Origin of the sequence: Mesorhizobium sp. M1A.F.Ca.IN.020.03.2.1 (genome assembly GCF_004023205.1) — a bacterium.
Classification (GTDB): domain Bacteria; phylum Pseudomonadota; class Alphaproteobacteria; order Rhizobiales; family Rhizobiaceae; genus Mesorhizobium.
In genome coordinates, this window is the sequence record NZ_RZSV01000091.1 from 1 (window position 1) to 21,524 (window position 21,524).

Genomic DNA, 21,524 nt, shown 5'->3' on the forward strand with positions numbered 1-21,524 from the left:
TTCGAACGCCTTGCGGAACAGCGGCTTAAGCGGCTTGCCGGCCGGATCGGTGGCCATGTCCAGCGTCTTGGTCGCCGGCAGCAGCTTGCGCCCGCCGATATGGTCGTAAAGGAAAAGGCCGAGCCGGATCAGCCAGGCCGGACGCAGGCCCTTGGCGTAGGGCAGCACGAAGCGCATCGGCCAGATGATATGCGGCGCGTTCTTCCACAGAACCTCGCGCTCCATCAGCGCTTCGCGCACCAGCCGGAATTCGTAGAACTCAAGATAGCGCAACCCGCCATGGATCAGTTTGGTCGAGCCGGAGGAAGTCCCGCTGGCGAGATCGTTCATCTCGGCGAGGTATACGGAAAATCCGCGGCCAACGGCGTCGCGGGCGATGCCGCAGCCATTGATGCCGCCGCCTATGACAAAAATGTCATGGATCGGAGATGCGTCCACAGGGTTCCTCCACGATTTCGCATTGCACCATTTTTGTGTTTCGCGAAACCGTGGCGGGATTATTTCGAACTCGATCCGAATGTCAAACGAAATATCACAGGTGCGTGAGATGTCCGTGAAGAGACGTTATCCGAGCGCTGTCTCGATCAAACGAACCTCCGTTTCCTCGCAAATCCGGCGCACCGAAGGGATGTCGCAACGGTCGGTGATGAAGGTGTTCACCTGCGACAGGTGACCAATGCGAACCGGCGCCGTGCGCTCGAATTTTGTCCGGTCGGAGACGAGAATCACATGACGCGCATTGGCGATGATGGCCTGCGCCACTTTCACTTCGCGAAAGTCGAAGTCGAGCAGCGCGCCGTCATGGTCGATGGCCGAGGCGCCGATGACGGCGTAGTCGACTTTGAACTGGCGAATGAAATCCACCGCGGCCTCACCCACGACGCCGCCGTCGGAGCCGCGTACAACGCCGCCGGCGATCACCACCTCGATCGAAGGATAGATCCGCATCCTATTGGCAACGTTGATGTTATTGGTGATGACCATAAGCCCGTTATGGTCGAGAAGCGCCTTTGAGACAGCTTCCGTCGTGGTGCCTATATTGATGAACAGCGAGGCGTTGTCGGGAATGAGCCTGGCCGCCGCGCGGCCGATCGCCTCCTTCTCATCGGCAGCGATTTTGCGCCGCGCCTCGTATTCCATGTTCTCGATGCCGGACGGGAACAGCGCCCCGCCATGGATGCGCGTCAGCAGCCGCTGGTCACAGAGATCGTTGAGGTCCTTGCGGATGGTCTGCGGCGTCACGCTGAAATGTGTCGCCAGATCGTCGACCAGCACCCGGCCGTCGTCCTTCGCCATCTGGATGATCTCGGCGTGACGGGGCGAAAGGAACATCCGCTATCCTTCATTTTCGTTTTTTCCGTCTATATCGGAAAACGAAAGTGATGGAAAGGGACAGCCGGCCAAAGAAATTCACCTTCTCGCAAAGGCAAACCGGTCTGCAATCAGTTCGTTGCCTCAATGGTAAGCCGGCGCGCAATCTCTGTGACGACATCGAAGGCCGCATCAATATCGCCGGCCGTGGTCTCGAACTGTCCTGCCTGAAAGCGGATCGCCACCCGACCATCGACGCGCGTCTGCGTCAAATAGATGCGTCCGTCCGTGTTGATGGCATCGACGAGACGCAAATTGTGCTCGTCTGGATCGGCACCCTGAGGGGCGCGATGGCGGAACGAGAACAGTGACAACATCGGCTCGGTGACGAGCTCGAAATCCGCTTCCCCGGCCAGGCGTGCGGCAAGTCCCTCGCTCCAGGCTACATGGTTTCGGATCATCTTGCGCAATCCTTCCAGTCCGTGGGCGCGCAGCAGGAACCAGAGTTTCAGCGCACGGAATCGGCGGCCAAGCGGCACCGACCATTCCGAATAGTTGATGACGCCGTCATGACCTCTGGTCTTGAGATAGTCCGGCTTGATGGCCAGCGTGCGCACAAGGTCTTCCGGTTGGCAGACGAACTGGATCGAGCAGTCGAATTGCGCGCCGAGCCACTTGTGCGGATTGAAGACGATGGAATCGGCGCTCTCGACACCGGCCCAGAAATGCCGGTACTCCGGGCAGATCATCGCCGACCCGGCCCAGGCCGCATCGACGTGCAGGTAAAGGCCGTGCCGCTTCGCCACGGCCGCTACGGCAGCGATGTCGTCGGTGCCGCCGGTGCTGGTGCCGCCGACGCAGGCGACAATGCCCGCCGGCAGCAGGCCGGCCTCGCGATCGGCGATAATTGCCGCCTCGAGCGCCGCCGTATCCATCGCGCGAAAACGACCGGTTACCGGGATACGGATGAGATTCTCCTCGCCGATGCCGGCGACCCAGATCGCTCGGTCGATCGAGGTGTGAACCTGGTTGGAGCAATAGACACGCAGCTTCGCCTGGCCGGCGAGACCTTGTCTGTTTCCCTGCCAGTCAAGCGCCCGCTCGCGCATGGTGAGCACCGCGGCAAGCGTCGCCGACGAAGCCGAATCCTGAATGACACCGGAGAATCCTTCGGGCAGGCCCAGCGCCTGGCGCATCCAGTCGACGATACGCGTCTCGAGCTCTGTCGCGGCCGGCGAGGTCTGCCACAGCATGCACTGCGCGGCCATCGCCGAGACGAGGTACTCGGCCACCACCGAGACCGGAGCCGCGTTGGCCGGGAAATAGGCGAAGAAGCGCGGATGCTGCCAATGCGTCATCCCGGGCACGATCTTCGTTTCGAAATCGGCGAAGATTTTTTCCATCGGCTCGGCCGTCTCGGGCGGCGACTCTTCGATGCTCCTGAATATGTCGCCGGGCGCGATCGCCGGCCGCACCGGACGATCGCGCAGGCTGGACCGGTAGTCCACGCCCCAATCCGCGGCCCGCCTCGACCCATCGCGGAATTCTTTCTTGTCCATGTATCCTCTCAGCAGCCGCCGGACCTTGATCGGCCCGCCACTTCGACCTTTAATTAACATGTTAAATATAATGCGCTTCGTAGGCGAACGCCCTAGCCGGGAAAATCGGGCAGGCTGGCGAAGGCCGCCTTTAGCGCGTTGGACCAGCCATCCGATATGGTTCGGTAATATTGGTCGTCATGACCGATCCGCTTCTTCAGGCCGACCTTGAAAGCATCCAGTTCCAGGAAGAGCAGGTCGAGCGGCAGGCCGACCGACAGGTTCGACTTCAGCGTCGAGTCGAAGGAGACCAACAGCAGCTTCGCCGTCTCGGCCAGGCTCATCGTACGGTCATAGGCACGGATGATGATCGGCTTGCCGTATTTGGTCTCGCCGATCTGGAAGAATGGCGTGTCGTCGGTCGACTCGATGAAATTGCCCTCGGGATAGATCATGAACAGCCGGGGTTGGCTGCCCTTGATTTGGCCGCCGAGGATGAAGGAGGCGTTGAAATAGGAATCCGCTTGATCGCCGGCGGGCGAAGACTGTGCGATCACCTCTTTCACCGTCTCGCCGACCAGCCGCACCGTCTGGTACATTGACGGGGTCTCGAGCAGCTTCTCGTGACGGTCGCCGGCCGCCTTGTTGCGCTCGTCCAGCAGGCTGACCACGGCTTGCGTCGTGGCAAGATTGCCTGCAGACATCAGCACGATGACGCGCTCGCCAGGCTCTTCCCAGACATGCATTTTCCTGAAGGTCGAAATCGAATCCATGCCGGCATTGGTGCGCGTGTCCGACATGAACACGAGTCCACGATCGATCTTGAGGCCGACGCAATAGGTCATGGTCGCTCTTCTGGTGAATCTTGGCAGAGACTACTGCTCTACCGTGACGGTGACGGCAAGCTTCTCTTCCGCTTGCCCCAGCAGTATTCCCGACACAGGCGAGGCATCGCTATAGTCCCGACCCGTCGCCACTCTTACATAGCGTTCGTCGGGAGAGATACCGTTGGCGGGATCAAAGGCAACCCACCCCAGGCCCGGCACATGCGCTTCTGCCCAGGCATGGCTTGCCGCCTGCTCGACCGTGGCATCCATCATCAGATAGCCGCTGATATAGCGCGCGGGGAAGCCCATCACGCGCGCCACGGCGGTGAAGATGTGGCTGTGATCCTGGCAGACACCGGCCTTCAGCGTTAGCGCTTCTTCCGCCGGCGTCACGGCGCTGGTCGTCCCGGGCTTATAGGCGACGCGCTCCCGGATCGCGCCCATCAGCTTGTGCAGCCTGTCGATATCCGTCCCCTCCCCGACCGAAGCGGCCAGGTCGCGAATGCCGTCGCCGACGGTCGTAAGCGGCGTTTGCTGGCTGAACAGCCAGAGCGGCGCGAAACCATGATGCGCACCGGACACACCGGCGGTGTCGCGCGTCGTCACCTCGCCCGCCGCCTCGACTATGATGGTGTGCTGGCCGCCCTCGGCGCTCACCAGCCGCGTGTCATTGCCGAAATGGTCCGTGAAGCGAACCTCCTCTCGCGCGCCGTCGATTTTGATCACCCAGGACGCAACCGTCTGAGTCGATCCGCTGACCGGCATCAGGCGCAGCCGCTGCAACAGGTACTGCACCGGTGCATCGTAGCGGTACTCGGTCCGGTGTGTGATCTTGAGCCGCATGGCGCCTGTCTCTCCAGCGCTCAGTAGAACCGGTAGTCCAGGGCGATCTCATCCCCCAGCCTGGTGTTGTCACGAATGAATTCCGCCAGGAACTCATGCAGGCCGTGGTCGAAAATATCCTTGATCGACCCCTTCTTCAGCATCGTCTGAATTTTCTCGGCGGTGGCGTGGCAGGCATGGCGCTCGCCATAGTCGTCGGCGAGGAATCTCAAATGCTCGCCGAGGAAGCGATAGCAGAAGGTCAGCGAGCGCGGCATACGGACATTGAGGATCAGATAGTCGGCGATGTTGGTCGGCTTGTAGTCCGCGTCATACACCCACCGATAGGAGCGGTGCGCCGACACCGAGCGCAAGATCGATTCCCATTGATAATTGTCGAGTGTCGAGCCCACCCAGGAGATCGACGGCAAGAGCACATAGTATTTCACGTCGAGGATGCGGGCCGTGTTGTCGGCGCGCTCCACGTAGGTGCCGAGCTGCGAGAAGTCGAAGATCTCGTTGCGCAGCATCGTGCCGTAGAACGAGCCGCGGATCAGCGCCGTTTCGCGCTTGATCGCGTCGAGCACCGTCGGCAGATCGCGCTCGTCGATCGGCCGTGCTAGCATCCGCTTCAGCGACATCCAGGCCTCGTTGATGCTCTCCCAGGTCTCGCGCGTCAGCGCCGTGCGCACCATGCGCGCATTGTTGCGCGCCGTCTCGATCGAGGCCATCGTGCTCGACGGGTTCGAAGTGTCGCGCAGCAGGAAATCCGAGACGTTGGCGACGGTGTAGTCCTGGTATTTCTGCGAGAAGGCCAGGTCGGAGCCGGCGCTGAGCAGCACGGAGTTCCATTCCTCCGACGCGTTCTGCGTCCGCGTCAGCGCCATGCGCAGGCCGGCATCGACCAGGCGCGCCATGTTTTCGGCCCGCTCTATATAGCGGTTCATCCAGTAGAGACCGTTGGCGGTGCGGCCGAGAAGCATGTCAGCTTGCTCCGGTGTCGAGCGAATAGCGAGTAGCGAGTAGCGAGTAGCGAAAAAAAGATTTCATGATCTCTGTTGAAGGCTCCTGATCATCGATCGCAGCATTTTTCCGATTTCGTCAGTTTGGCCACCTTCCAAACAATTAGGTCTCTGTAAGAATTGATTGCGTCGGATCCCCCTCTTTCCCTATTCGCTATTCGCTATTCGCTATTCGCTACTCTCTATTCGCTCTTTAATCGTCCAACACCCACGTATCTTTCGTTCCGCCGCCTTGCGAGGAGTTGACCACAAGCGACCCCTCCTTGAGCGCGACGCGAGTCAGGCCGCCCGGGACGATCTGGATACGATCCGAAACCAGCACATAAGGCCTAAGATCGACATGGCGCGGCGACAGCCCCTTCTCGGTCAGGATCGGGCATGTCGACAGCGCGAGCGTCGGCTGGGCGATGTAGTTGCCGGGTTTGGCCTGCAGCTTCTTGGCGAACGCCTCGCATTCCTTCTTGGTCGCCGCGGGGCCGACCAGCATGCCGTAGCCGCCGGAGCCGTGCACTTCCTTGATGACAAGCTCGCCGATGTGCTCCAGCACATATTTCAGGCTGTCGGGCTCCGAGCAGCGCCAGGTCGGGATGTTGCCGAGGATCGCCTTGCGGCCTGTGTAGAACTCGACGATCTCGGGCATGTAGGAATAGATCGCCTTGTCGTCGGCAATGCCGGTGCCCGGCGCGTTAGCGATGGTGATGTTGCCGGCCCGATAGACATCCATGATGCCCGGCATGCCGAGCGCGGAATCCGGCCGGAAGGTTAGCGGATCGAGGAAGGCGTCGTCCACGCGCCGGTAAAGCACGTCGATCTGCTTGTAGCCTTCGGTGGTGCGCATCGTGACATGGCCGTCGACCACGCGCAGATCCTGTCCTTCGACCAGTTGCACGCCCATCTGGTCGGCGAGGAAGGCGTGCTCGAAATAGGCGGAGTTGTAGCTGCCCGGCGTCAGCACCGCGATGGTCGGCGCGCCCTTTGCGCTCTGCGGCCGCACCGCCGCCAGCGACTGGCGCAGCAGTTGCGGATAGTTCTCCACCGGCCGCACCTTGATCTGCTGGAACAGCTCCGGGAAGAGCTGCATCATCGTCTCGCGGTTCTCCAGCATGTAAGAGACGCCCGACGGCGTGCGGGCATTGTCCTCAAGCACGTAGAATTCGTTCTCGCTGATGCGCACGATGTCGACGCCGATGATGTGGGTGTAGACGCCAGCCGGCGGTCTCACACCGATCATCTCCGGCAGGAACGCTTCATTCTTCGCCACCAGTTCTTTGGGAACGCGCCCGGCGCGCAGGATTTCCTGGCGGTGGTAGATATCGTCGAGAAAGGCGTTGAGCGCCTGCACGCGCTGCTCGATGCCCTGCGTCAGCCGGCGCCATTCCTGGCCGGAAATGATGCGCGGGACGATGTCGAAGGGGATCAGCCGTTCGGAAGCTTCCTGCTCGCCATAGACGGCGAAAGTAATGCCGGTCTTGCGGAAGACGCGTTCGGCGTCCTCCATTTTCTGGGTGAGCCTGGCCGGGTCCTGTTCCTTCAGCCAGCGATCATAAGCCTGGTATGGTCTTCTCAATCCGGAGACTTCCGGAAGCATTTCGTCGAACGCTGCCAATCGCGTACTCCCCTCTGAAGCCATTTCACTGGCCCGGCTGGAGAAAATCAAGCGCAATCGGTGATTTGGGCGGCGCTGGCGGCCGCCCTATGCAAAATGCCTACGATTAGGGCAGCGGGAGCGACGCCGGGTCAGTTCATGCCCGGTGAGCGGGCATCAAACGGCAAATCAGAACGCCCGGAAAGTGACGATGGTGAAGGTGTCCTTGATTCCAGGCAGGATCTGCACCCGTTCATTGATGAAGTGGCCGATGTCTTCCTCGTCGTCGACATAGAATTTTGCGAGCAGGTCGTAATTGCCGGCGGTCGAATAGATTTCGGAGGCGATCTCGGCATCGGCGAGCGCGCTGGCGACCTCATAGGCTTTGCCCAGATCGCACTTTATCTGCACGAAAAATGCCTTCATTTCCCGGTCCTGCCAGTCTTCGCGAATGAGCGGCCCTTGTGGCAGACTGGCGACGGGCTTTCAAGCATCAGGCTGCACGCGCCTTGGCGGCCGCTTGCCGCAACTCCGCGATCGGCATGCCACACCGGCACGGGGACGCCACCAAGGACAGTTCGGGAACACCTCAGGTCAGGTCCTAGCGGAGGCATCCATGCAGGCAAGAAATCTGCGAAACGGTGAAACCACGGCACGCCGGCCAGCGTATGATAGTTGTTCCACGCGAATTCTGGAGGCAGGCCATGCGCCGCGTATTGTTCGCACTCGCTCTCGTTCCGATGGTTCTTGCATCCATGGCCTTCGCCGGTGACGCCGAGATCAAAGCGGCGCAAACAGTCATCGACAGCCAGCTCAAGGCCTTTCTCGCCGATGACGGCGCCACCGCCTACAGCTTCGCCGCGCCAAATGTGAAGCGAATCTTCCCGACCGTCGACACCTTCATGAACATGGTGACCAACGGATATGCGCCGGTGCGCAGGCCGCAGAACTATTCCTTCGGCAAGGTGGAGCAGACCGGGCCGGCCTCGATCGTCCAGCAGGTGCTGATCGTCGGGCCCGACGGCAAGGACTATGAGGCGGTGTACACGCTCGAACAGCAGCCCGACGGCAGCTTTAAGATCACCGGCTGCAGCCTGCGCGCCGCGACTTCGGTGAGCACATAAAAGCGCTCATAGCGCCGGCAGATCGCCCCTCGCCCAGCATTCCGAAATCTCGGCAGCGCGCGTCTCGAAGGCTTTTGCCTCGATCGCGGCGCGGATGTCCTGCATCAGCTTCTGGTAGTAGGACAGGTTGTTCCAGGTGAGCAGCATTGCGCCGAGCGACTCCTGCGAGCGCACGAGATGATGGAGATAGGCGCGCGAATAGTCGCGCGCGGCCGGGCAGTCGCTTTCCTCGTCCAGCGGACGCGGATCGTCCGCATGGCGGGCGTTGCGCAGGTTGATCTTGCCGCGGCGCGTATAGGCCAGACCATGGCGGCCGGCGCGCGTCGGCATCACGCAGTCGAACATGTCGATGCCGCGTGCCACGGATTTCAAGATGTCGTCCGGGGTGCCCACACCCATCAGGTAGCGCGGCCTGTCGGCCGGCAGTTCCGGGCAGGTTATGTCCAGCATCTCCAGCATCACCGCCTGCGGCTCGCCGACCGCCAGCCCACCGACGGCATAGCCTTTGAGGTCCATCGCCGCCAGCGCCTGCGCCGAACGCACGCGCATCACAGCACTGTCGCCGCCCTGCACGATTCCGAACATCGCCTTGCCCGGCTGATCGCCGAACGCCGCCTTGCAGCGTTCGGCCCAGCGCAGCGACAGTTCCATGGCGCGCTCGATTTCCTTCGGCTTGGCTGGAAGCGCCGTACACTCGTCGAGCTGCATCTGGATATCGGAATCGAGCAGCCCCTGGATTTCGATCGACCGCTCCGGCGACATCTCGTAGCGCGCACCGTCGATATGGGAGCGGAAGGTGACGCCCGTTTCGCTAAGCTTCCTCAGATTCGACAGCGACATCACCTGGAAGCCGCCGCTATCGGTCAGGATCGGGTGCGGCCAGCGCGCGAATTCATGCAGGCCGCCGAGCTTCGCCACGCGCTCGGCGCCTGGCCTGAGCATCAAATGATAGGTGTTGGCGAGGATGATGTCGGCGCCGACGCCGCGCACCTGATCCATATACATGGCCTTGACGGTGCCGCCGGTGCCGACCGGCATGAAGGCCGGCGTGCGGATCTCGCCGCGCGGCATGCTGATGAGGCCGCGCCGCGCATTACCGTCGGTGGCGAGCAGCTTGAAAGAGAAAGTCTCAGCCATCGAATTCCTTGTCGTGCACCGGGGCGCCGGGTGCCTGCTCGTCGAGCGACTGCCGGTAGCGGATGCAGCCGCGCATGAATTTCGGCCACGGCGGCACGGCGATCGCCGGCTCGGTCTTCTCCGGCAGCAGGTCCCAGAGGTCGGGATGATGCCAGCAGAGATCATGGCCGGTCGCATCGCGATGCGCGCGGATACCGGCGCGCAGCTTTGTCACTTCCGCGATGAGCGCCTCGCGGTCCATTCTCTCTAGATCATCGTCCATCGCTCGTCTCCGCTCGATAAAGCAGGCTGGAGTCCCCGTAGGAGTAGAACCTGTAGCGGCTCTCGATGGCATGCGCATAGGCCGAACGCATCGCGTCCAGTCCGCTGAAGGCCGAGACCAGCATGAACAGCGTCGAGCGCGGCAGATGGAAATTGGTCATCAACATGTCAGCTGTCTTGAAGCGGTAGCCGGGGGTGATGAAGATATCGGTCGGCCCGGACCAGGCCTCGATCCTGCCATCCTCAAGCGCAGCACTTTCCAGAAGGCGCAGCGAGGTCGTGCCGACGGCGACAAGCCGCCCTCCCCGCGCCCTTGCAGCGTTGAGCGCGTCTGCCGTTTCTTGGCTCACCAAGCCCGTTTCCGCGTGCATCTTATGGTCGGCGGTGTCGTCGGTCTTAACCGGCAAAAAAGTGCCGGCGCCGACATGCAGCGTGACGAAGCGCCGCTCGATGCCCTTGGCTTCCAGCGCTGCAAACAGCTCCGGCGTGAAATGCAGGCCGGCGGTGGGGGCCGCGACCGCGCCCTCTTCCCTGGCATAGATGGTCTGGTAGTCGCTGCGGTCGCGCTCGTCGTCATCTCGCCTCGAGGCGATGTATGGCGGCAATGGGATGTGGCCTACGGCGTGCATTGCCTCGTCGAGAAAGACGCCCGAGAGGTCGAAGCCGAGCAACACCTCGCCCGCCTCGCCTTTCTCGATCACCGTCGCGTCGAGCTGGCCGAGAAAGCAGGAATTCTGGTCGTGGCCGAAATGAATGCGGTCGCCGACGGCGATGCGCTTGCCGGGCCGCATGAAGGCCCGCCAGCGGTCCGGCGCGAGCCGCATATGCAGCGTGGCCTCGACCTGCGCCATCGCTTCGCCGCGCTTGCGGATGCCTTTCAGCTGGGCCGGAATGACCTTGGTATCGTTGAATACCAGCACGTCGCCTTCTCTCAGCAGCGACGGCAGATCGCTGACGGTGCGGTCGCGCAGCGTTTCGCCCGGTTTGACCACCAATAGCTTGGCGCTGTCGCGCGGCTCCGCCGGGCGCAGCGCAATGCACTCCTCCGGCAGGTCGAAGTCGAAAAGATCGACGCGCATTAGTAGAGCCGGATGAGCAGCGCTCCTACGAGCAGCAGCACGGCGCCGGCCACGCGGCCAAGCGAGACCTCGCGCACGGCAACACCAAGGAAGCCGGCACGGTCGACCAGCATGCCGGCGATCAGTTGGCCGGCGACCAGGAAGGCCATCAGCGCCGCCGCGCCGATGCGCGGCGTGAGAATGGTGGAGAGCGTGACGTAGAATCCGCCGAGCATGCCGCCGGCGACGAACAGCCAGGGTGCCGGCGCCTTCCAGTCGAGCGAGAGGCCCTGCAGCTTCACCACGGCGACCGCGATGATACCGAGAACGACGGCGCCCGACAGGAACGAGAAAGCGGCGGCCGCGACCGGAAGGCCGAGGCCGCGCGCCAGTTGCGAGTTGATCGGCGCCTGGATGGCGATGAAGGCGCCGGACAGGATGCCGAGCAGGGACCAGACTGCGCCCATCATCGTTCTATGCCTTACTTGACGTCGGCCGCGACCTTCAGCGACACGATCTTGTCGGGATCCTGCACCGGCTCGCCGCGCTTGATCTTGTCGACATTCTCCATGCCTTCGATAACCTGGCCCCAGACCGTGTACTGGCGATTGAGGAAGGAGGCATCGTCGAAGCAGATGAAGAACTGCGAGTTCGCCGAGTTCGGGTTCTGCGCCCGCGCCATCGAGCAGGTGCCGCGGCCGTGATTGGCGTTGGAGAATTCGGCCTTGAGGTCCGGCTTGTCGGAGCCGCCCATGCCGGCGCGCGACGGAGCGAAGGTCGGCTTCGAGGAGTTGCCGAACTTGACGTCGCCGGTCTGCGCCATGAAGCCGTCGATGACACGGTGGAACACCACGCCGTCATAGGCGCCCTCGCGAGCCAGTTCCTTGATACGCGCGACGTGACCGGGCGCAAGGTCCGGATACATTTCGATGACGACCTCGCCCTTGGTCGTTTCCATGATGAGCGCGTTCTCGCGGTCCTTGATCTCAGCCATGTCAGAAAATCCTTTTGAAAATCGAGTAGTTACTTGTTGTCGGCAGCGATGCGAACTTTGATCATGCGGTCCGGGTCCTTGACCGTGCCGTTGTCCGCCTCATCGCCCTTCTTGATCTTGTCCACCAGATCCATGCCGCTCTCCACCTTGCCGACAATGGTGTACTGCCCGTCGAGGTTCGGCGCGGGCGCGAACATGATGAAGAACTGGGAATTGGCCGAGTTCGGGTCCTGTGAGCGGGCCATGCCGACCACGCCACGGGTGAATTGCTCGGTCTGCGAGAACTCGGCAGGCAGACCGGGAAGGTCGGATCCGCCCGTGCCGACAGCCTCGGGATTAAAACCCTTCTTCATGTTGCCGAACTTGACGTCGCCGGTCTGGGCCATGAAGCCGTCGATGACGCGGTGGAAGGCGACATTGTCATAGGCGCCCTCGCGCACCAGCTTCTTGATCTGCGCCACATGCTTCGGCGCGAGATCGGGACGCAGCGCGACGGTCACGTCACCCTCCTTCAGCGTGATGATCATGGTGTTTTCCTTGTCGGCTGCCGAGGCCGGCAAGGACGCCGCCAAAACGCCGGCAAGCACGACAAGTAACGAAGCGAGCTTTTTCAGCTGCATGAGGTTCTCCGAAAGTCTTTGTTTGGGTGCATGTCGTTGCCCCAAAACCGGGATCCACTTTTGGGCGACATGCACTATTTCGCGAATTTGGCAGTGAGGGCGCCTGCGACGGCCGCCGGCACGAACGGGCGGATGTCGCCGCCCATCGACGCAATCTGGCGGACAAGTGTGGCGGTAATGGTGCGCACTGACGGGCTGGCCGGCAGGAAAACCGTCTGCAGCTCCGGCGCCATGGTCTCGTTCATGCCCGCCATCTGCATCTCATAGTCGAGATCGGTGCCGTCGCGCAGGCCGCGGATGATGATCGAGGCGCCATGCTTCCTGGCGGCGTCGATGACCAGCCCATCGAAGGAGACGACCTTGATGCGGTCGCTGTCGCGGCCGAATTCCGCCTTGGTCGCGGCCTCGATCAGCTTCACGCGTTCCTCGAAGGAAAACAGCGGCGTCTTGCCGGGATGAATGCCGATTGCAGCGTAGACGGTGTCGGCCACGGCAAGCGAAGCCTTCAACACGTCGAGGTGACCATTGGTCAGCGGGTCGAAGGAGCCGGCGTAAAGGGCGGTGCGTTCGGTCATGGCAGGCTTCTAGCGAGCCTCTCCGATAAAGGCAAATCCCATTGCTACGCCCCGTCGTGAACCTTTTCACGGACGTCAACGACAGACGAATGCGACAATCCCGAACGCTTCACACAGCATTCACCAGCTTGCCGCTTCAGGAAATGAAACCAAAGCACCATCTTTATCGTTGTGATCGCAGGAGAACACGCAAATGCTGATCTACATGCTTGCCACTGCAATGACCATCGTGATGCTGATCGCCACCGCATTCGGGTTGCACCAGGAAGCGGCGCGGGTGCGCATCAAGACCAACACCAAGCGGCTCGATGGCTTCGTAGGCCGCAACCTGTACCACCGCCGCTGACTTCCAGCCATGATCGCACCGGCCAAGGGCCGGTGGCGCGCAGTAAGGCTATTCGGGATTTCCCTCGCCCGAATCTTCTGCAGTGTCGGCTTCACCCGAAGGCGCTTCCTCGGCTTCCTCGTCCGACTGCGGCTCCGAAATCCGCTCGACCGACACCACCTTCTCACCTTCGGCGGTGTTGAAGATGGTCACGCCCTTGGTGGCGCGGCTGGCGAAGCGGATGCCATCGACCGGGACCCGGATGACGGTGCCGCCATCCGATACCAGCATGATCTGATCGTCGTTGCCGACCGGGAAGGTCGCGACCAGCCGGCCGATCTCGGCCACTTTCGAGACATCCGTGGCGCGGATGCCCTTGCCGCCGCGACCCGTCAGGCGGAAATCATAGGACGAGGAACGCTTGCCGTAGCCGTATTCGGTCACCGTCAGCACAAGCTGCTCGTGCATCTTGAGGAATTCGTAGCGCTCGTCGGAAAGCTCGGCTTCCTCGCCGATCTCCTCATTGGTCAGCGCGATCTCTTCCTCCTCGGCTGCACCGCCGGCGGCAAGCCGACGCTCTGATGCCGCACGCTTGAGATAGGCCGCGCGCTCAGCCGGTGAAGCATCTACATGTTCGATCACCGACATCGAGATCACGCGGTCGGTTTCGGCCATGGCGATGCCGCGCACGCCAACGGAATTGCGGCTCTGGAAGACGCGCACATCGGAGACCGAGAAGCGGATGCACTGGCCGGAATTCGCCGTCAGCAGCACGTCGTCATTGTCCGTGCAGGTCTCGACGCCGAGGATTTCGTCGCCTTCTTCCTCCAGCTTCATGGCGATCTTGCCGTTGCGGTTGACCTGGACGAAGTCGGACAGCTTGTTGCGTCGCACGGTGCCGCGCGTGGTCGCGAACATCACGTCGAGCTCGCCCCAGCTCGTCTCGTCCTCCGGCAGCGGCATGATGGTGGTGATGCGCTCGCCCTGCTCGAGCGGCAGCATGTTGATCAGCGCCTTGCCGCGCGACTGCGGGTTGCCGACCGGCAGGCGCCAGACCTTTTCCTTGTAGACGATGCCGCGCGAGGAGAAGAACAGCACCGGCGTATGCGTGTTGGCGACGAATAGCCGGGTGACGAAATCCTCTTCCTTGGTCGACATGCCGGAGCGGCCCTTGCCGCCGCGGCGCTGCGCCCGGTAGAGCGACAGCGGCACGCGCTTGATGTAGCCGGAATGGCTGACCGTGACGACCATGTCCTCGCGCTGGATCAGGTCTTCGTCTTCCATGTCCGCCCCGCCCTCGGCGAGTTCCGTGCGGCGCGGCGTGCCGAACTCGTCGCGGACGGCGATCAGCTCGTCCTTGACGATCTGCTGGATGCGCGCGCGAGAAGACAGGATGTCAAGGTAATCAAGGATTTCAGCGCCGATCTTGTTTAACTCGTCGGCGATCTCGTCGCGGCCGAGCGCGGTCAGGCGCTGCAGGCGCAGGTCGAGGATGGCGCGGGCCTGCTCCTCGGATAGATTGTAGGTGCCGTCCTCGTTGATGCGGTGGCGCGGATCATCGATCAGCTGGATCAGCGGAGCGACGTCGTGCGATGGCCAGCGCCGTTCCATCAACTGCTCGCGCGCCGTCTGCGGATCTGGCGCGGTGCGGATCAGCTTGATCACCTCATCGATGTTGGCGACGGCGATAGCGAGACCGACCAGCACATGGGCGCGCTCGCGCGCCTTGCGCAGAAGATATTTCGTGCGCCGGCTGATAACCTCCTCGCGGAAGCCGACAAAGGCCTTCAGCATGTCGATCAGCGTCAGCACTTCCGGCTTGCCGCCGTTCAGCGCGACCATATTGGCGCCGAACGAGGTCTGCAGCGGCGTGAAGCGGTAAAGCTGGTTCAAAATGACATCGGCGACCGCCTCGCGCTTGAGCTCGACGACGACACGGTAGCCCTGGCGGTCGCTCTCGTCGCGGATGTCGGAGATGCCCTCGATGCGCTTCTCGCGCACGAGTTCGGCCATCTTCTCGATCATCGCCGCCTTGTTCACCTGATAGGGAATCTCGGTGATGATGATCGATTCACGGTCGTTGCCGCGCGCCTCGATGTTGACGCGGCCGCGCATGACGATCGAGCCGCGGCCCGTCGAATAGGCATTGTAGATGCCGGAGCGGCCAAGCACGATGCCGCCGGTCGGGAAATCCGGACCGGGCACGATCTCCATCAGCGCAGGCAGGTCGATCGCCGGATTGTCGATGATGGCGATGGCGCCGTTGCAGACTTCGGCCAGATTGTGCGGCGGGATGTTGGTGGCCATGCCGACGGCGATGCCGCCCGAGCCGTTGACGAGCAGGTTCGGGAAGCGGGCCGGCAGCACCTTGGGCTCGGTGGCGGAGGCGTCGTAGGTGTCCTGGAAATCGACGGTTTCCTTGTCGATGTCCTCCAGCAGCTCATGCGCAACCTTGGTCAGCCGGGACTCGGTGTAGCGCATCGCCGCCGGCGGGTCGCCGTCGATCGAGCCGAAATTGCCCTGACCGTCGATCAGGGGCACGCGCAGCGACCAATCCTGGGCCATGCGCACCAGCGCGTCATAGATCGAGGCGTCGCCATGCGGATGGTATTTACCCATCACGTCGGCGACCGGGCGCGCCGACTTCACATATTTGCGGTTCCAGTGATAGCCGCTCTCATGCGAGGCATAGAGGATGCGGCGGTGCACCGGCTTCAGGCCGTCGCGCACGTCAGGCAGCGCCCGACTGACGATCACGCTCATGGCGTAATCGAGATAGGAGCGCTGCATCTCCTCGATGATCGAAATCGGCTCGATGCCGGTGGGGCCGCCCTCCGGCCCGCGCGGTGTCTTCTGGTCGGTCAAATCAGGTCACAATCCAGTCGGGAATCACTCGCCGCTTATATAGGAAGCCGGGCTGAAACTCCAATGGCTACCACACTTTTCCAAAGACAATTTCGGCGGCAATTTCAAATGGATACCGCTGATTGCGACGATATGGCCAAAGCCACACTTTGAGCTCGCAGGCCAAGTCGATCCCGAACGGCCTTGGCTAATGCCCGCGTCTGCCCGCCCGTTTGCAGCGGTAGGCGCCGGGCGCTTCTCCCATCTCGCGCCGGAACCTCCGGTTGAAGGTCGAAAGGTCGTTGAAGCCGGCATCGAAAGCAATCGTCGAGATCGCTTCGTTCGACGCGCACAGCCGCACCGCGGCCCGATGCAGCCTGGTCCTCAGCAGGAACTGATAGGGCGTCATGCCGGCGACATGACGGAACGTGCGCAGGAAATGATACGGGCTGGTCGCCGTGCCGTCGGCGAGTTCGGTCAGCGAAAGCGGGCGATCGGCGTTGAGCTCGATCAAACGCACCGCCTCGGCTACGCGTTTCTGGTCGCGGGCGCTGGGTGTCCAGGCAACCTCGGACGAATTGGCCGCAGCCCCGACCACCGCGCAGGCAATGCGCAGACCGAGTTCCTCGAACGCCTCGCCGTCGCCCGTTTGCTGCGCCGCCTCCGCTTGCGCCAGCAACGGCGCCAGCACCGGCAAGGGCGGCAGGCGTGGGTCGGCAAAGCCGAGCCGGCTTGCGCCCGGCACATCGGCGACGACGCGCTCCATATAGGCCGGCGAAAAATGGAAGGAGAGGCAGCGGTCGCCGGCGCCGTGCTCGTGGCCGCACTCGTAGCAGGCGCCCGGATTGCCGAGCAGGATGGCGCCTGGAGCAAGCATTGCGGTGCCTTGGCGCGTCCGGTAGCGGAACGTGCCTCTGGTCACGGCGGCGAGGCAGAAACCGCGATGCTGTTCCTCAAACGGGCGGTCGCCGGCGCGAGCCGTGCAGATCACGTCGGACACCTGCCAGCCATGCCCTGAGGCCAGGTTTTTCTCAGTCGTCGCCATCGCGAAAAAATAGCAATTTTTCCCAAGCCCAGAACCCCGCCATGCCCCTATTGCTCGCCTCTCCTGACAAACGAGGCAGCAACCATGACCGATCCCTTTGCCGAAGCCCTGCACAGCGACGCTCCCAATCCGGATCTCGCCGAGAAGCTCAAACTCTACGGCCGCTTCATCGGCGCCTGGACCTTCGACGCCACGCGCACGCTGGAGGACGGCACCAGGCTAACCGGGCGCGGCGAGGTGCATTTCGGCTGGGTTCTGGAGGGCAGGGCGGTCCAGGACGTCTGGATCCTGCCGGCGCGGAATGCCGGGGTGCAAGCCTCTCTCGGGCCATGGACCTTCTACGGCACGACGTTGCGCGTCTACGACCCCGGCGCGGACGCCTGGCATATCTTCTGGAGCGATCCGCGCAACCAGTATTACAGCCGCCAGCTCGGCCGCGCCGAAGGCGACACAATCGTGCAGATCGGCGCCGACGGCACCGGCTCCTCGGTGCGCTGGAGCTTTTCGCACATCACCGAGAACGCCTTCCGCTGGCTTGGCGAGCGTTCGCATGACGGCGGCAAAACCTGGCGCATGGAGGTCGAGTTCCTGGCGCGGCGCTCGACTCCAGCCTGACCGATCAACCACCTGTAATCATGGAGAAAACGATGCTTGACCATATCTCGATCGGCGTCCGCGACTGCGACGCCTCGAAACGCTTCTACGACGCCGCTTTGGAGCCCCTCGGCTACTCGTGCCTCAGCCAGTCACCCGGCTCGCTCGGCTACGGCGCCAGGACCGTAGAACTCTGGGTCAATGAGGCCGGCCGGCCGGTCCCGGCCGACGCGGACTCCGGCCTGCACTTCTGCTTTGCCGCACCGACACGCGCCGGCGTCGACGCTTTCCATGCGGCGGCCTTGCTTGCGGGTGGCAAGGACAATGGCCGGCCCGGCCTGCGCGTCGCCTATGGCGACAACTACTACGCCGCCTTCGTAATCGACCCTGACGGCTACCGGCTCGAGGCTTATTGCAGCAAAGCTGAATAGCCGGCTGAAATCCTCCCGTCCTGTTCCCACCGCTCCCGCTTTGCTCTACGAATGCAGGGCTTGGGCTTCGCCAGGCGGGAGGGGACCAGCGATGCCGAGCTTCGACACCCTGTTCAACGCCTTCGTCACCATCCTGGTGACCATCGATCCGCCCGGGCTGGCACCGCTCTTCCTCGCCGTCACGCGTGGCATGAACCGGGACGAGCGCCAGCAAGTCTCGGTGCGAGCTTCGGTGATCGGCTTTCTGGTGATGGCGTTGTTCGCCGTCGCCGGCGCCTCGATCCTGTCGGTGTTCGGCATCACGCTGCCGGCCTTCCGCGTCGCCGGCGGCTTCCTGCTTTTCTTCATCGCCTTCGAAATGGTGTTCGAGCGCCGTCAGGACCGCAAGGAGAAGATCGGCGACGTCGCCATCACCAAGGACATGATCCACAACATCGCCGCCTTTCCGCTGGCGATCCCGCTGATCGCCGGTCCCGGCGCGATATCGGCGACAGTGCTGCTGTCAGGACACTTCGAGGGCTTTGCGGCGCAAGCGGCGCTGGTCGGCATCATCGCGATCTGTCTTGTGCTCACCTTTCTGGTGTTCGTGCTGGCAGAGCGCATCGACCGCATCCTCGGTCAGACCGGCCGCTCGATCCTGACGAGGCTGCTCGGCGTCATCCTGGCGGCGCTTGCGGTGCAGTTCGTCGCCGACGGCGTCAGGGCGCTGATGGCTGCCTGAGCAGCATCCCTACTGCCTTATTTCACTGCTGTATCGACCACCTCGAAATCATGCGTGACGGCCGCCGTCTTGGCCATCATCGCGGTGGCCGAGCAGTATTTCTCGATCGACAGGTCGATCGCCCTTTTCACCTTGTCGTGCGACATCGCGCGACCCTTGACGATGAAATGCATGTGGATGCGGGTGAAGACGCGCGGTTCCGTCTCGGCACGATCCGCGTCCAGCTCGACCACGCAGTCCTCGACCGCCTCGCGACCTTTTTCGAGGATATGGACCACGTCGTAGGCCGAGCAGCCGCCGGTGCCGATCAGCACCAGCTCCATTGGGCTCGGCCCTGGCGTCCGGCCTTCCGGCCCACGCGCCGTGCCCAGCACGACTTTGTGACCGCTGCCGGACTCGCCGACAAAGGTGCGTTCCTCAACCCATTTGACGCGTGCTTTCACGATGATCTTCCTTAGACGCTGCTTTGCAAGCGGACTATCGCCGCAACTATCAACTATAGGCAATTCCGGACGGAAAACCGCGACGCACTTTCGCTCGAAATTGTTTATTGGCCGAATACGACCGTGTGCATGATGCGGCCGGGCACCAACGTGAAGATGCCGGCGCCGATCAGCGCAAATAGGTAGAGCTTGATCATGGCGCTGCGATGCGCGGCCACTTTATGGGTGTGCGCATACCAGACCGCCAGCGGGGCGGTGACAACCACCAGGATCGACAGGATGTGGATCGGGCTGAACGGCCCGATCAGGCGTATCCGCTGGATCCAGAAGCTCGAGACGGCGACGACCAGCATCAGCGCGGCCCAGGCATAGCCCAAGACGCGGTGGCGTGTCGTGCCTTTCGGCAATGCCAGTTGCGCCCCGCCTATCGCCAGCGCGGCGAAGGCGGCGAACGCGTGCCATGGAATGGGAGGAGGCGCTGTCAGCAACGGTCCGAGCGACATCGCGCCTTCCCCTCAAACGACGATTGCGAGACCTTCAGAACGGAATCTCGTCATCCAGCTCGCGCGATGAACCACCGCCACCGCCCCTGGAACCGCCACCGCCGCCACGGCTGAAGCCTTCGTTCGGGCCCGACTGGCCGAAATCGGAACCCCGGCTGTTGCCGCCGCCGGCATAACTGCCGACCTGGCCGCCGCCTTCGCCGCGCGCGTCGAGCATCTGCAGCTCGCCACGGAATTTCTGCAGTACGACCTCGGTCGTGTAGCGATCGTTGCCGGTCTGGTCCTGCCATTTGCGCGTCTGCAGCTGGCCCTCGACATAGACCTTCATGCCCTTCTTCAAATACTGCTCCGCCACCTTGGCGAGCTGGTCGTTGAAGATGACGACATTGTGCCACTCCGTCTTTTCCTTGCGCTCCCCGGAATTCTTGTCGCGCCAGCTTTCCGACGTGGCGATGCGGATGTTGACGACCGGGTCGCCCGAATTCAGGCGGCGGATTTCAGGGTCCGCCCCGAGATTGCCGACCAGAATGACCTTGTTGACGCTACCCGCCATCGTACTTCTCCGCGCTCATCCGAAACAAATTTTAAGTCGCTCACCTTACAGCCTGCGGTTCGCCCATGCCCGCGAAGGCTGGCTTTTCCCACAAGGTTTTTGTTCTCTCTTCGTTCTAGTCTTGACCGCTGTTTCTGTCAAGGAATGTCAGCAACAGGTAGTATTCCTGGGCAGGAAACAAGGGGGATATCGGAATGAACGTTGTTTCGCATGAGGATCAGCCGCGCGAAACGTGGCGCGCCGGAGTCGAAACCCGCATGCATGTTGCCGCCGCCAATGGCGCGGCGGGCCTTTGCATATTCGAGCAGTGGGTCGGACCGGGTAGCGGCGCACCAACGCATGCGCACAAAGTCGAGGAAGTACTGACGGTGATTGCCGGCGAAGCCGAAATGTGGGTCGACGACCGACGGGCCGTGCTTGCCGCCGGGCAGTCCCTGATCATTCCCGCGCACCGCAAGCATGGCTTTCGAAACGTAGCTTCCGGCACGCTTCACATCCATGCCGTGCTCGCATCGCCAATCTTCGAGGCAAGCTTCGACGGAGCGGCGGAGCCGGTGAGACGCTGGACGGCCTAAAACGGCGCTTGCCAAACCAATAAGTATCAACTTATGCTTTGTGCATGATCGAAGCAGAGATTTTCCGGGCGCTGGCCGATCCGACACGCCGGGCCGTCTACGAGCGGCTCGCGGCCGGCGAATTGACGGTGTCCGAGCTGCGCGCCGGCGTGAGCGTGTCGCAGCCGGCCGTCTCACAGCATCTTGCCGTGCTGCGCGGCGCCGGACTGGTGATCGAGCGGCGCGCCGGCCGCAACGCCTATTACCGCGCCGACCCGCAAGGACTCGATCCCTTGCTCGGCTGGATCGAACGCTACCGCGCCTTCTGGCCGGAGCGCATCGAGCGTTTGAAGAGGGTTCTGAAGGAAATGGACCAATGACGATTGCCAAACACCCGGCAGCGGCCAACGCGCCGCTCAGCTTCGAATGCGAGCTTCCCGATCCGCCGGAAAAAGTCTGGCGGGCGCTCACCGAGCCGGAACTGCTCGCCGCGTGGCTGATGCCCAACGACATCAAGCCGGCGATCGGTGAGCGCTTTGCCTTCGCCGGACCAAACGCGCCAATCGAGTGCGAAGTGCTCGAGGCCGACCCCGGCAAGCTGCTCCGCTATTCCTGGCGCGAGCGACCGGGCGTGGAC

The 21,524-nt window shown here is 62.7% G+C and carries 28 protein-coding genes; 8 read left to right on the top strand and 20 right to left on the bottom strand.

Annotation, left to right across the window (positions count from 1 at the left end; all coding sequences use genetic code 11):
- The 8 genes from EOA79_RS16245 to EOA79_RS16280 form a co-directional block, all read right to left on the bottom strand.
- On the bottom strand, window positions 1-438 hold a 438-nt coding region (locus tag EOA79_RS16245), incomplete at its 3' end, for an FAD-dependent oxidoreductase (RefSeq protein WP_128293101.1).
- A 126-nt stretch (window positions 439-564) separates the two neighbouring features.
- Complete coding sequence (locus EOA79_RS16250) at window positions 565-1,332, bottom strand: DeoR/GlpR family DNA-binding transcription regulator (RefSeq protein ID WP_095800787.1); 768 nt, start codon at window positions 1,330-1,332, stop codon at window positions 565-567.
- A 110-nt stretch (window positions 1,333-1,442) separates the two neighbouring features.
- Window positions 1,443-2,870 carry a pyridoxal-dependent decarboxylase gene (locus tag EOA79_RS16255; RefSeq protein ID WP_128293103.1) on the bottom strand — a complete coding sequence of 476 codons (1,428 nt, stop codon included), beginning with the start codon at window positions 2,868-2,870 and terminating at the stop codon, window positions 1,443-1,445.
- A 92-nt stretch (window positions 2,871-2,962) separates the two neighbouring features.
- A complete protein-coding gene (locus EOA79_RS16260) occupies window positions 2,963-3,694 on the bottom strand; it encodes a peptidase (RefSeq protein ID WP_095825322.1) in 732 nt (243 codons plus the stop codon).
- Window positions 3,695-3,724: 30 nt separating this feature from the next.
- Window positions 3,725-4,519 (bottom strand): transglutaminase family protein, encoded by a 795-nt coding sequence (locus EOA79_RS16265; RefSeq protein WP_095825321.1) that lies wholly within the window; start codon window positions 4,517-4,519, stop codon window positions 3,725-3,727.
- 20 nt (window positions 4,520-4,539) lie between these two features.
- Window positions 4,540-5,481: an alpha-E domain-containing protein gene (locus EOA79_RS16270; RefSeq protein ID WP_066992511.1), complete on the bottom strand. Its 942-nt coding sequence runs from the start codon at window positions 5,479-5,481 to the stop codon at window positions 4,540-4,542.
- Between the two features lie 232 nt (window positions 5,482-5,713).
- On the bottom strand, window positions 5,714-7,126 hold the full coding sequence (locus EOA79_RS16275) for a circularly permuted type 2 ATP-grasp protein (protein ID WP_164746775.1): 1,413 nt from the start codon (window positions 7,124-7,126) through the stop codon (window positions 5,714-5,716).
- Between the two features lie 168 nt (window positions 7,127-7,294).
- The gene (locus EOA79_RS16280) at window positions 7,295-7,531 is read right to left on the bottom strand and encodes an Lrp/AsnC ligand binding domain-containing protein (RefSeq protein ID WP_066992504.1); all 237 of its coding nucleotides are present in this window, start codon (window positions 7,529-7,531) and stop codon (window positions 7,295-7,297) included.
- Window positions 7,532-7,809: 278 nt separating this feature from the next.
- On the opposite strand from EOA79_RS16280, the gene EOA79_RS16285 reads away from it, so the two are divergent.
- Complete coding sequence (locus EOA79_RS16285) at window positions 7,810-8,229, top strand: DUF4864 domain-containing protein (protein WP_066992501.1); 420 nt, start codon at window positions 7,810-7,812, stop codon at window positions 8,227-8,229.
- Between the two features lie 6 nt (window positions 8,230-8,235).
- On the opposite strand, the gene tgt is transcribed toward EOA79_RS16285, so the two are convergent.
- The 7 genes from tgt to coaD form a co-directional block, all read right to left on the bottom strand.
- Window positions 8,236-9,366 carry a tRNA guanosine(34) transglycosylase Tgt gene (gene tgt, locus EOA79_RS16290; RefSeq protein WP_095825319.1) on the bottom strand — a complete coding sequence of 377 codons (1,131 nt, stop codon included), beginning with the start codon at window positions 9,364-9,366 and terminating at the stop codon, window positions 8,236-8,238.
- Entirely contained in the window at window positions 9,359-9,628 is a 270-nt protein-coding gene (locus EOA79_RS16295; protein ID WP_095780556.1) for a hypothetical protein, read from the bottom strand. Before EOA79_RS16295 ends, tgt begins: the two co-directional genes overlap by 8 nt.
- The gene (gene queA, locus EOA79_RS16300; RefSeq protein ID WP_095825318.1) at window positions 9,618-10,706 is read right to left on the bottom strand and encodes a tRNA preQ1(34) S-adenosylmethionine ribosyltransferase-isomerase QueA; all 1,089 of its coding nucleotides are present in this window, start codon (window positions 10,704-10,706) and stop codon (window positions 9,618-9,620) included. Before queA ends, EOA79_RS16295 begins: the two co-directional genes overlap by 11 nt.
- A complete protein-coding gene (locus EOA79_RS16305) occupies window positions 10,706-11,155 on the bottom strand; it encodes a DMT family transporter (RefSeq protein ID WP_095780558.1) in 450 nt (149 codons plus the stop codon). Before EOA79_RS16305 ends, queA begins: the two co-directional genes overlap by 1 nt.
- Window positions 11,156-11,166: 11 nt before the next feature.
- The gene (locus EOA79_RS16310; protein ID WP_066992487.1) at window positions 11,167-11,679 is read right to left on the bottom strand and encodes a peptidylprolyl isomerase; all 513 of its coding nucleotides are present in this window, start codon (window positions 11,677-11,679) and stop codon (window positions 11,167-11,169) included.
- A gap of 29 nt (window positions 11,680-11,708) precedes the next feature.
- The gene (locus tag EOA79_RS16315) at window positions 11,709-12,206 is read right to left on the bottom strand and encodes a peptidylprolyl isomerase (protein ID WP_245479183.1); all 498 of its coding nucleotides are present in this window, start codon (window positions 12,204-12,206) and stop codon (window positions 11,709-11,711) included.
- Between the two features lie 167 nt (window positions 12,207-12,373).
- The gene (gene coaD / locus EOA79_RS16320; protein ID WP_095780560.1) at window positions 12,374-12,874 is read right to left on the bottom strand and encodes a pantetheine-phosphate adenylyltransferase; all 501 of its coding nucleotides are present in this window, start codon (window positions 12,872-12,874) and stop codon (window positions 12,374-12,376) included.
- Window positions 12,875-13,067: 193 nt separating this feature from the next.
- Between coaD and EOA79_RS16325 the strand changes: the two genes are divergently transcribed.
- A complete protein-coding gene (locus tag EOA79_RS16325) occupies window positions 13,068-13,220 on the top strand; it encodes a hypothetical protein (protein ID WP_082953674.1) in 153 nt (50 codons plus the stop codon).
- Between the two features lie 48 nt (window positions 13,221-13,268).
- Here EOA79_RS16325 and gyrA read toward each other — a convergent pair whose 3' ends face one another.
- Window positions 13,269-16,064, bottom strand: coding sequence for a DNA gyrase subunit A (gene gyrA / locus EOA79_RS16330; RefSeq protein ID WP_067319763.1), 2,796 nt, complete (start codon window positions 16,062-16,064; stop codon window positions 13,269-13,271).
- A gap of 187 nt (window positions 16,065-16,251) precedes the next feature.
- A complete protein-coding gene (locus EOA79_RS16335) occupies window positions 16,252-17,088 on the bottom strand; it encodes an AraC family transcriptional regulator (RefSeq protein ID WP_067319762.1) in 837 nt (278 codons plus the stop codon).
- Window positions 17,089-17,172: 84 nt separating this feature from the next.
- Between EOA79_RS16335 and EOA79_RS16340 the strand changes: the two genes are divergently transcribed.
- From EOA79_RS16340 to EOA79_RS16350, 3 genes are all read left to right on the top strand, one after another.
- On the top strand, window positions 17,173-17,703 hold the full coding sequence (locus EOA79_RS16340) for a hypothetical protein (protein WP_067319760.1): 531 nt from the start codon (window positions 17,173-17,175) through the stop codon (window positions 17,701-17,703).
- A gap of 32 nt (window positions 17,704-17,735) precedes the next feature.
- Window positions 17,736-18,113, top strand: a complete 378-nt coding sequence (locus EOA79_RS16345) for a VOC family protein (protein WP_067320139.1) — start codon at window positions 17,736-17,738, stop codon at window positions 18,111-18,113.
- Between the two features lie 91 nt (window positions 18,114-18,204).
- Window positions 18,205-18,834: a MarC family protein gene (locus EOA79_RS16350; RefSeq protein WP_066992466.1), complete on the top strand. Its 630-nt coding sequence runs from the start codon at window positions 18,205-18,207 to the stop codon at window positions 18,832-18,834.
- A gap of 17 nt (window positions 18,835-18,851) precedes the next feature.
- Here the strand turns inward: EOA79_RS16350 and EOA79_RS16355 are convergent, their stop codons facing one another.
- From EOA79_RS16355 to EOA79_RS16365, 3 genes are all read right to left on the bottom strand, one after another.
- Complete coding sequence (locus EOA79_RS16355) at window positions 18,852-19,277, bottom strand: OsmC family protein (RefSeq protein WP_067319759.1); 426 nt, start codon at window positions 19,275-19,277, stop codon at window positions 18,852-18,854.
- A 104-nt stretch (window positions 19,278-19,381) separates the two neighbouring features.
- The gene (locus EOA79_RS16360) at window positions 19,382-19,780 is read right to left on the bottom strand and encodes a DUF2306 domain-containing protein (RefSeq protein WP_067319757.1); all 399 of its coding nucleotides are present in this window, start codon (window positions 19,778-19,780) and stop codon (window positions 19,382-19,384) included.
- Between the two features lie 34 nt (window positions 19,781-19,814).
- Entirely contained in the window at window positions 19,815-20,333 is a 519-nt protein-coding gene (locus tag EOA79_RS16365; RefSeq protein WP_067319755.1) for a single-stranded DNA-binding protein, read from the bottom strand.
- 257 nt (window positions 20,334-20,590) lie between these two features.
- On the opposite strand from EOA79_RS16365, the gene EOA79_RS16370 reads away from it, so the two are divergent.
- The 3 genes from EOA79_RS16370 to EOA79_RS16380 all read left to right on the top strand — a co-directional run.
- Entirely contained in the window at window positions 20,591-20,908 is a 318-nt protein-coding gene (locus EOA79_RS16370; protein WP_082953686.1) for a cupin domain-containing protein, read from the top strand.
- Window positions 20,909-20,952: 44 nt separating this feature from the next.
- The gene (locus EOA79_RS16375; protein ID WP_067319753.1) at window positions 20,953-21,267 is read left to right on the top strand and encodes a metalloregulator ArsR/SmtB family transcription factor; all 315 of its coding nucleotides are present in this window, start codon (window positions 20,953-20,955) and stop codon (window positions 21,265-21,267) included.
- On the top strand, window positions 21,264-21,524 hold a 261-nt coding region (locus tag EOA79_RS16380; RefSeq protein ID WP_206639248.1), incomplete at its 3' end, for an SRPBCC domain-containing protein. The genes EOA79_RS16375 and EOA79_RS16380, both read left to right, overlap by 4 nt.